9 protein-coding genes and 1 pseudogene are annotated in these 10,198 nt (G+C 64.5%); all 10 read left to right on the top strand.

The genetic code is table 11. From position 1 onward, the window contains the following. Window positions 1–585: V-type ATPase subunit (locus VLR48_RS14030; RefSeq protein WP_325292386.1), on the top strand; the 585-nt coding region annotated here is incomplete at its 5' end. Between the two features lie 41 nt (window positions 586–626). Beyond that, on the top strand, window positions 627–2,555 hold the full coding sequence (locus VLR48_RS14025; protein ID WP_325292385.1) for a V-type ATP synthase subunit I: 1,929 nt from the start codon (window positions 627–629) through the stop codon (window positions 2,553–2,555). A gap of 25 nt (window positions 2,556–2,580) precedes the next feature. Next, window positions 2,581–2,991: a clan AA aspartic protease gene (locus VLR48_RS14020; protein WP_325292384.1), complete on the top strand. Its 411-nt coding sequence runs from the start codon at window positions 2,581–2,583 to the stop codon at window positions 2,989–2,991. Between the two features lie 76 nt (window positions 2,992–3,067). After that, the gene (locus VLR48_RS14015) at window positions 3,068–3,520 is read left to right on the top strand and encodes an ATP synthase subunit C (RefSeq protein ID WP_325292383.1); all 453 of its coding nucleotides are present in this window, start codon (window positions 3,068–3,070) and stop codon (window positions 3,518–3,520) included. Between the two features lie 53 nt (window positions 3,521–3,573). Beyond that, window positions 3,574–3,894: a V-type ATP synthase subunit F gene (locus VLR48_RS14010; protein ID WP_093029009.1), complete on the top strand. Its 321-nt coding sequence runs from the start codon at window positions 3,574–3,576 to the stop codon at window positions 3,892–3,894. A gap of 170 nt (window positions 3,895–4,064) precedes the next feature. Then, window positions 4,065–4,706 carry a V-type ATP synthase subunit E gene (locus VLR48_RS14005; RefSeq protein WP_325292382.1) on the top strand — a complete coding sequence of 214 codons (642 nt, stop codon included), beginning with the start codon at window positions 4,065–4,067 and terminating at the stop codon, window positions 4,704–4,706. A 4-nt stretch (window positions 4,707–4,710) separates the two neighbouring features. After that, a complete protein-coding gene (locus VLR48_RS14000) occupies window positions 4,711–6,507 on the top strand; it encodes a V-type ATP synthase subunit A (protein WP_325292381.1) in 1,797 nt (598 codons plus the stop codon). A gap of 189 nt (window positions 6,508–6,696) precedes the next feature. Next, window positions 6,697–8,076, top strand: coding sequence for a V-type ATP synthase subunit B (locus tag VLR48_RS13995; protein WP_325292380.1), 1,380 nt, complete (start codon window positions 6,697–6,699; stop codon window positions 8,074–8,076). A gap of 255 nt (window positions 8,077–8,331) precedes the next feature. Further along, the gene (locus VLR48_RS13990; protein WP_325292379.1) at window positions 8,332–9,543 is read left to right on the top strand and encodes a DNA (cytosine-5-)-methyltransferase; all 1,212 of its coding nucleotides are present in this window, start codon (window positions 8,332–8,334) and stop codon (window positions 9,541–9,543) included. 377 nt (window positions 9,544–9,920) lie between these two features. Next, window positions 9,921–10,198, top strand: a pseudogene (locus VLR48_RS13985) (cell filamentation protein Fic); the annotation flags it as partial.

Genomic DNA, 10,198 nt, shown 5'->3' with positions numbered 1-10,198 from the left:
CGCGAGGTCTACGAGCAGCAGCGCGAGCCCTTTGCGTTGGAAGCGGCGATCGATCAACGCTACTACGCCGGGCTGTTGCGACAGGTCATGGCGTTCAACGACGCGAGCCTGAACCCGCTGAAACGCCTGATGGGCGCCGAGCTGGATCGCATTAATCTGATGTGGCTCCTGCGCTTCCGCTTCTCCTACCAGCTCTCGGCCTCCGAGACCTTCTACCATCTGGTCCCCTCGATGCGCCTGCTCACGCGCGAGCGTCTGCTGCATCTGGTGAATGTCGAGACCTTCGAGGGTGTCGTCGCCACCCTGCCCGCACCGCTGGATCGACTGCTCGCCGGCAGCAAGAACATCGTCGACGTTCAGAAGCGCATCGGCGCCTACGCGGCACAAGAGGCGCATTGGGTTCTGCACCGCACCCAATCGGGCGTCGCGCGTGCATTGGCCTACCTGATGCTGCGCGAGCGCGACCTTCTGTTGTTGTTCGCTCTGGCTCAAGGCCAGATCCTGAATCTCCCGTCCGCCGCCATCGAGATCGCGGTCGAGCTGTCCGAGCCCGGGTGCCCCTGGGCCGGGAGTCGGGCAGCCTGATGCGTACCCCGGCTCACCATCCGATGCAGAGGGGCTGACGCATGTTGCGCTCGACACCGATGAAGCATGTCCGGCTCCTGGTCCTCACCGAGGATCTTCCGCAGGCATCGCTTGCCTTGGCGGACATGGAGAGCTTCCACCCGGATACACGCCCGCCGACCGAGGCCCGGCTCGCCGGCCTGCCCGGGCGCGAGTATCGCGAGGTCTTCACCCAAGCCACGGCCCGTCTCGAGAAGATCGGCAAGTTGATCCCGGTGCCGCAACCCTCCGAGATCGAGGAGGTCCGCGTCGTCGATTTCGACGAGCTGCAGACCTTGAACGCGTGGCTGGGCAAGGTCTGGAACGAGAGCTCCGCCTACGAGGAAGACCTGCGCCGTCTCGACGACGAGGAGCGCTTGGTCAAGGAGCAACAAGCCGCCCTGGCCAATTTCGCCCATCTCAACATCGATCTGGGGATGCTGCGCAGCAAGACGCGCTTCCTCGACTTCTACGTCGGTCTGGTCCCGCGCGAGAACCTGCGCCAATTGGAAGGCGCCGTCGGGCTGGCCGGATACATCCTGCATGTCTATATGCAGCAGGACGAAAGCGCCCATGTCGTGATCGTCGGCCCGGCCGGGACGAAGGAGAGTCAGCTCTCCGCCGTGCTCGACGCCGCGGGGTTTCAGAACCTGCCCATCCCGCAGGAGCTCGACCGCACCCCGGCGGAGCTGCAGCGCGACCTCGACGCCCAGCGCCAGTCGATCGACGCGCAACGCAAGACCCTGCTCGAGACACTCGCGCGCTGGTCCGACCCCTTTGCGGGACCGCTGCTGGAAGCTCGGCGCACCCTCATGTTGGCCGAGCCGCTGGTCTCGCTAGACCCGTCGATCCGCAGCGCCGGCTACCTGGCTTATCTGGCCGGCTGGGTCCCGGCACGCTCGGTGGAACGGCTCGACGCACGCCTGCGCGAGTCGCTCAACCACCCCTTCGAGATGAGCGTGCGCAACCCGACCGCGGAGGAACGCGCGCTCGTGCCGACGGTGCCGGCCAAGAGCTGGATCCTCTCGCCCTTCGCCATGCTGGTGAAGCAATACGGCGTGCCCGAGTACGGCGAGGTCGATCCCACGCCGCTCTTTGCGGTGACCTTCGTCTTGATGTTCGGAAGCATGTTCGGCGACATCGGCCAAGGCGCCGTGATCGCTCTCGCCGCCTGGCTCCTGCGCAAGAAGCTCGGGCGATTCTGGCCCTTCGGATTGATGGCCGGGCTGTCTTCGATGGTCTTCGGTGTGCTCTTCGGCAGCATCTTCGGCGAGGAGCATCTGATCCCTGCACTTTGGATGAGTCCGCTCGGTGACCCGCTCCTGATGATGAGGATCGCCCTGGGATGGGGTGTGGTCTTTCTGACCATCGCCTGCCTGCTGGCGATCTACAACCGACTGTTGATCCGCAACTGGTCGGGGGCGGTCTTCGGCCATCACGGCATCGTCAACCTGATCTTCTATCTGGCGCTGATCGTCGGCGCAGTGAACATCGCCACGGCCGGCGAGGGTGTGCCCGGGGTTCGGGTGAGCGCGGCCGATACCTTCGGGACGATTCCGATGGTGCTGGTGATCGGCTCGCTCGCCGCACTCGCCTGGCACAGTTGGCAGCATCAGCAGGCCCCGATCAGCGAGAAGATTCTGGTGGTCGTGATCGAGACACTGGAGACCCTGATCGGCTATGTCTCCAACACCCTGTCGTTCCTGCGTGTCGCCGCCTTCAGCCTCAATCATGTGGCGCTCTCGATCGCCATCTTCACCCTCGCGGGCATGATGGGCGCCTTCGGGCACCTGGTCACCTTGATCTTGGGCAATATCTTCGTCATCGTCTTGGAGGGGGGGATCGTGATGATCCAGGTGATGCGCCTGCAGTATTTCGAGGGGTTCTCGCGCTACTTCTCGGGGAACGGCCATGAGTTCGCGCCATTGAAGTTCCGGCGCGGGCAGGCCTGAGCCATTCGTTCATCGGGAGGAAGGCATGGGACTCATCTACGCGGACATCGAACTGATCAATCCCAGGGAAGCCCACCTGCGACCCCTGAAGGCACGCGCAATGTTCGATTCAGGCGCAATTACGCTCTGTATCCCCGAGCACGTCGCACTCCAATTGAATCTCGCCGAGCTTGAAAAGCGCGAGGTCACGACGGCCGATGGACGATCCGCCCTTGTGCCCTATGTCGGTCCGCTGCAGATTCGCTTCGAGAATCGCAACTGCTTCACGGGAGCACTCGTCATGGGTGACGCCGTGCTGATGGGAGCGGTGCCGATGGAAGATATGGACCTGGTCCTCAATCCGCGTCTTCAGCAGGTCACCGTCAACCCGGCGAGCCCGAATATACCGACGGCAGTTGTCAAGTCGGCTGTTCCGAGAAACGGACCGAACCGCTAAAGGTATCGCCCCGGCGCAGCCCGCACACTGCCGCAGAACCTATCGTCACAACCGAAACAAAACACTGGAGCACTCAATGTACTGGCTCGTCGCCCTCATGACCTTTGCCGTTCTCGGCCTTATCCTGCTCGGCCTCATGCTCGAGTTTCGTCCGCAGCTCGCCACCCGGGCCCTGCCTTGGTACAAACCGGCGATGGCGACCCAGCTGGTCGTCTTCGTCGGTGCCCAGCTCGGCTTGCTGGTGTTCGGGATCAACGATGCCTTCGCCGTCGAGGCGGGTGCGGAAGGCGTTGCGGCGGCGGGCGATCTGTCCGTCGGCATGGGCCTGGCCATCATCGGTGCCGGGATCCCGACCGCCCTCTCGACCATCGGCGCAGGGATTGCCGTCGGACCGATCGGCGCCGCGTCGCTGGCCGCCATCACCGAGAAGCCGGAGAACCTCGGACGTACCCTGATCTATCTGGGCCTGGCGGAGGGTATCGCCATCTACGGGCTGGTCATCTCCATCCTCTTGCTCAACCGGATCTAAGCGAGCCCGGCGTGGACGCGCAGCAGACCTACGATTACGACCGGCCCACCCGAATGCTGTTTCTCGGCGAGGATCGGCTTGCGGACGGCTTTCGACTCATCGGCTTCGAGACCCATCCCAATCCCGATCCCGAGCTGGTCGACCGGACCATCCGGGAGCTTCTGCGCGGTCGCGAGAAGGCATTCGTGGTCGTCGACGATGCCGTCATGGCGCAGGACATCCCGAGCCTTAAACGCGTGCGTCGGGAGGGCGGCCGGATCGTCGTGATCGCGGTCCCGCCGCTCGGCGAGCAGCCGCAGCTGGGGAGCGAGGTGGCGCGGCGGTTGGCGGCGCTGTTCGGCAACGCCGTCGTCAACGCCAAGGCGGAGCCTTGAGCGACGGCTCTCGAAGATCACCGGGGGAGCCGATGCGGGCCTTGGCTGTTCATCAAACAGAATTCATTCACTTAAATCGCGTCTCGACCGTCGCCCTTGGTGTCCGCAAGGCGGCGGCAAGCGACAAGACAAGGGTTTTCGCTCCGGACGCGATTTAACGAGGGTCGATCGTGAATCAGGTACAAGAGCTGGAGCAGGCCATCCTGGCCCGTGCGGAACGGCTGGCCGGCGAGTATCGCGAGCGCGCCAACCGCAGCCGCGACAACATCCTGCGCGAGGCGGCGGAGCGGCTGCGCATGCGCGAGAGTCGTGAAGAGAGCATCGCCAAGACGCTCGCGGAGCGGACCTTCCGCCAACATGTGCAGGCCAGCGAGCTGAAGATGCAGACGCACCTGGACCAGATGCGCTGGAACCTGGTCCAGGATGTCGAGCGCGCGCTCGCCGGACGCATGAAGGCGTTCGGCGAGGACCTCCAGCGCTACGATGCCTGGCTGGACAGCCTGATCTTGCGCGCGGCCAACCTCATCGAGGAGAAATCCCTGGTCGTCTTGGCCAATGCGCGCGATCTGCGGCGCCTGGACGAGCGCTGGGACGTCATCCAGGAGACCCTTCCCGGGCACAAGACCGTGACCCTCTCCAAGGAGCCGATCGAGACGCTCGGCGGGGTGCTCGTCGCCAGCCGCGACCGACGCATCCGCGTCGACAATACCTACGAGGGTCGGCTCGAGCGTCTGCGTCCGGCCGTCCAACAGGTCATCCTCGAACGGCTGTTGCCGAGCGGGTTCGACACCGGCAACCTCTTCAGCGGATGAGACCATGAGTGAAACCAAGCGAACAGGTGTCATCCGAGACATCAACGGTCCCATCGTCACCGTCGAGCTGCCGGGCGTGCGCAGCGGCGAGCAGGTGAAGATCGGCGACCTGGGTCTCTTCGGCGAGGTGATCTCGCTGCGGGGTCAGCTTGCGGTCGTGCAGACCTACGAGTCCATCGACGGGGTGCGCCCCGGCGAGCCGGCGCAGGGCCTAGGCTGGCCGCTTTCGGTCGAGCTCGGTCCCGGACTGATGGGCGGCATCTTCGACGGCGTGCAGCGCCCGTTGGAGAAGATCGCCTTGCAGTCCGGCGATTACATCCGGCGCGGCATCTCGGTACCTGCGCTCGATCGCGCCCGCGAGTGGGAGTTCGAGCCCAACCGCGAGCTGAGCCCCGGCGCCAAGGTCGGACCCGGCATCGTCCTGGGCACGGTCCAGGAGACCACGACCGTCCTGCATCGGATCATGGTTCCGCCCGGCGTCGAGGGCGAGCTGCTCGAGGTGGCGCCTGCGGGCGAGTACGACATCGAGTCGACCATCGCACGGGTGCGGGATCCGCGCGGCATCAGCCATCGGCTGAGCATGTATCAGCGTTGGCCGGTGCGTAAGCCACGGCCATACCTGCGTCGCGACGACGGCATCTCGCCCCTGATTACGGGCCAGCGGGTCATCGACACCTTCTTCCCGCAGCTCAAGGGCGGCAAGGGCGCCGTGCCCGGGCCCTTCGGTGCCGGTAAGACGGTTGTGCAGCAGCAGATCGCGCGCTGGTCCAACGCCGACATCGTCATCTATGTCGGCTGCGGCGAGCGCGGCAACGAGCTGGTGGACGTGCTTGAAAGCTTCCCCGAGCTGGACGACCCCTACACCGGGCGCAAGCTGATGGAGCGCACCCTGCTGGTCGCCAACACATCCAACATGCCGGTGGTGGCCCGCGAGGCATCGGTCTATGTCGGCATCACCATGGCCGAGTATTACCGCGACATGGGCTACGACGTGGTCATGCTGGCCGATTCCACCAGCCGCTGGGCCGAGGCGCTGCGCGAGGTCTCCGGGCGGCTCGGTCAGATGCCGGTCGAGGAAGGTTATCCGGCCTATCTCGCATCACGTCTCGCCGCGGTCTACGAGCGCGCCGGACGCGTGGAGACCTACGGAGCCGGCTCCGGGTCGGTCACCCTGATCGGCGCGGTTTCCCCCCCGGGCGGCGACTTCTCCGAGCCGGTGACCAGCCACACCAAGGACATTATCGAGACCTTCTGGGCGCTCTCCAAGGAGCTGGCCGACGCGCGCCACTATCCCTCGATCGACTGGGTCACCAGCTTCTCCAAACACGTCCAAACCGCCGCGCAGTGGTGGCACAAGGAGATCGACCCGGACTGGGAGAAGCGTCGCACCGCCGCACTCGCCCTGCTGGCCCGCGATGCCGAGCTGTCGCGTATCGTCAACCTGGTCGGACCCGAGGCGCTCTCGGATGCGCAGCGCTGGGAGCTGGAAGGCGCATCCTTGATCAAGGAAGGCGTGCTCCAGCAAAGCGCTCTGGACGAGATCGACACCTTCTGCTCGCCGCAAAAGCAATACGCCCTGCTCGATCTGGCCATCACCATCTACAAGCGCGGTGCCGCCCTGATCAAGCTCGGCGTGCCGGTCTCCGAGCTGCAACATCTCCCGCTCATGGCCAAGATGCGGCGCCTCAAATCCATGTATTCCAGCGAGCAGCTCGACCAGGTTCTCGCCTTCCGCGCCGAGGTCGATCATGCGATGGAGTCGGTGCGAATCGAATACGCCAAACATGGCGAGCAGGTCTGAACCGCGTCCGGAGCGACATGCGGTGTTTCGGGGCAAGCCGACGTTTGTCCTAAACAACGACGACGGCAAGACGCGGTTCAGAAAGGTAGAATTTTTAAGACTCTTGAACCGCGTCGACGCCGGCGGCCATGGGCTGATAAGACATCACAACACAATGAACACAATGCATAGCATGCCGGACGCGGTTCAATGAGCATCAAAGAATATCGCACCGCAATCGAGGCCCGCGGCGGCCTGCTGGTCGTCAAAGACACCGCCGCAATCGCCTTCGGCGACCGGGTGCAGATCAAGGACCACACGGGCAACACCCGCAACGGCCAGGTGATCCGCAGCGCCGACAACGAGGTCTTGATCCTCGTCTTCGAAGGCACCGACGACCTGGACCTGGAAAACACCTGGGTGCGCTTCCTCGACGAGCCGGTCGAGATCGCGCTTTCCCCGGAGATCCTCGGGCGCGAGTTCAACGGCCTCGGCGAGCCCCGCGACGGCCGCCCGCCCGTGCTCTCCAACATCCGCCGCCCGGTCGGCGGATCGGCCATCAACCCGGCGGCCCGCACCTATCCGCGCGAGTTCATCCAGACCGGCATCTCCACCATCGACGGGCTGAACAGCCTGGTGCGCGGTCAGAAGCTGCCGATCTTCTCGGGCTCGGGTCTGCCGCACAATCGGCTCGCCGCCCAGATCGGACGCCAGGCCAAGCTGGTCGATCAGGAGTCGAGCTTCTCGGTGGTCTTCGCGGCGATGGGCGTGTCCTACGCGGATGCCAAGTTCTTCCGCGACGAGTTCGCCAGCTCCGGCGTGCTGCGCAACGTGGTGATGTTCATCAACCTCGCCGACGACCCGCCGGTCGAGCGTCTCACCCTGCCTCGCACCGCGCTGACCGCCGCCGAATATCTGGCCTACGATCTCGATCGCCACGTCCTGGTCATCCTCACCGACATGACCAACTACGCCGAGGCGCTGCGCGAGGTCGCGACCGCCAAGGGCGACGTCCCGGCGCGCAAGGGCTATCCCGGCTATCTCTACTCGGATCTGGCCGAGATCTACGAGCGCTGCGGACGCATCCACCAGCGTCACGGCTCCATCACCATGATGCCCGTGGTCTCGATGCCCTCGGACGACATCACGCACCCGATCCCGGACCTCACCGGCTACATCACCGAGGGCCAGATCGTGCTCTCGCGCGAGCTTCACAACCAGGGTATCTATCCCCCGGTACACATCTCGCCGAGCCTCTCGCGACTCATGAAGGACGGCATCGGCAAGGACGACACCCGCGAGGACCATCCGCGCGTCGCCGGCCAGATCTACGCCCTCTATGCCCGCGCCCAAGAGACCCGCAACCTCGCCTCCATCATCGGTGCCGACGAGCTCTCCGAGCGCGACCGGCGTTATCTCACCTTCGCCGACGCCTTCGATGAACGCTTCGTCGGCCAAGGCGAGGCCGAGGATCGCTCCATCGAAGCCACACTCAACCTCGCCTGGGAGCTGATGAGCATGTTCCCGCGCGACATGCTCACCCGCGTGAAGGAAACGGATCTGGCCAAGTATTATCAGGGAACCGATTGAAGCGATTTCGGACGTGGCGATACCGGTAGGTTGAGCAAAGCGCAGCGTGCCCAACACCGCCGGCATCTCGGACCGGTGCGCCGCTTGGCATCACTGTTTCCGGACGCGATGGTGATGACCCTCCGCCGGTCTACCCCGCCACCCATTGATGGATTCATCCTCGAGTCGCACCGGCGTCGGTTGTGCCGACGACGGTGACGGCGATAATGGGCCAACGTCGGTAACGTCCGATCGAGCCATCTCAGAGGATATCGCATGAAGGTTGCCGGATTATTCAGCGGCATCGGCGGGTTGGAGCTGCCCTTTCAGGCGCGGGGTGCCCAAGGAGCACTGCTCTGCGACTTCTGGGATGCCTCGCGCAGCGTCCTGGCGGCGCGTTTTCCCGGGGTGCCGTTGATCGAGGATGTCCGTACCCTCGATGCCCTTCCTCAAGGGGTCGACGTGGTCACCGCCGGCTTCCCCTGCACGGACCTCTCACAAGCCGGGCGAACTTCGGGCATCAAGGGCGAGGCATCAGGACTGGTTGCCCACGTCTTCCGCTTGCTTCGCGATCACGACGTCGAGTGGTTGGTCCTCGAGAACGTCAGAAACATGCTCGTCCTGGATCGCGGCCGCGCCATGTCGTATCTGGTCTCGGAGCTCGAGCAACTCGGCTTTCGCTGGGCCTATCGCCTCGTCGACTCGCGGTTTACGGGCGTACCGCAAAGGCGGCACCGGGTCATCTTGGTGGCCTCCCGTCATCATGATCCGCGCACGGTCCTCTTTGCCGACGAGGCCGAAGAACCCGACGCATCGGTGTTCCGAGAAGATGCCTTCGGCTTCTATTGGACCGAGGGCTTGACCGGGCTCGGATGGGCACGGGATGCCGTGCCCCCCATGAAGGGTGGATCGACGGTCGGGATTCCGTCTCCGCCCGCGATCTGGATCCCGAACGCCCCCACGGGGGCGAAACTCGTCACACCCGGTATCGAAGACGCCGAGGCGCTGCAAGGGTTCGAGCGTGGTTGGACGGCTCCGGCCATGACCAACCTGAAGAACGGCCCACGCTGGAAGCTCGTCGGAAACGCCGTCACCGTGGGTGTCGCGCGCTGGCTGGTCGACCGGCTTCACTCCCCCGGCTCCGTGGTCGTTCAGAACCGCGAGGTGCAAAGCCTGGATCGCTGGCCGGACGCGGCTTACGGCGAAGGCGGGCGGATTCGCGTTTTCGAGGCGAGCGCTTGGCCGTTGCGACACGACTATCGGCATTTGCTCGATCTCCTTGCACCCTCCGAGTCGGCGCCGCTCTCCCATCGCGCGGCTTCCGGCTTCTTGGAGCGCGCATCGAGATCACGGCTCAAGTTTCTGCCCGCGTTTCTCGCCGACCTCAAAGAGCCCGTCGTTTTCATGCGCGGTGACCCGTCGCCGGAATCGAAAAGCACCCCGGCGCGTCGGCTCGATACCGGACGGAATCAACATGCTGTGGACTGACCTCGAGCCTGACCCGGGTATCCTTTTCGCACTGGAACATGCCGGCCCTCGCCCGGAGACCGGCAGTCAGAACGAAAAGCGCGGATGGAGCGAACGCTTGGCGAATGCATGTGCCGTCGTAATCGCAGATGAGCTACGACGGGTTCCGATTCTCAGTCGAGTCGACACGAGGACTGAAAGACCTCGCCGATGACATCATCGGCCAAGCAATCTCGCAGGATCGGATCGACTGGGCTCAGCCTGAAGCGGATTGAGGCTGCTCAGCCGCATGCCCCTCCTCCGGCGAAATCGTTTCGCTGGACTGAGTCGCGTCGGCCTGAGCACCCAGGCTAACCTGCGGAGAGCGAGATCTCTCGGTCCCGAGGCATGACAACTGAATGAGCAACCGTTACGACACGACAGGCCACCGCCAGGCGCAATTCGAGCCAGGATCCGAGGGACGTGTGCTGGCCAACCGTCTCGGCATTACCGACCCGGCGGAGATGGCCAACGTGGAGTTGGATTTGTTGAGCCAGCTCTATGACGCCGTGATCGAGAGCGTCAGGGTGGATCAGAGGATCAGCGTTGCGGATCTTCTCGAATGGCATCGCCGCTGGTTGGGAAACCTTTACAACTGGGCGGGACAGTATCGAACGCTGAATATAGGAAAGGCGGG

Source organism: Thiocapsa sp., assembly GCF_035467215.1.
Lineage (GTDB): Bacteria > Pseudomonadota > Gammaproteobacteria > Chromatiales > Chromatiaceae > Thiocapsa.
Note: the sequence above shows the minus strand (reverse complement) of the source record. Positions and strands in the feature narration are given on the sequence as shown.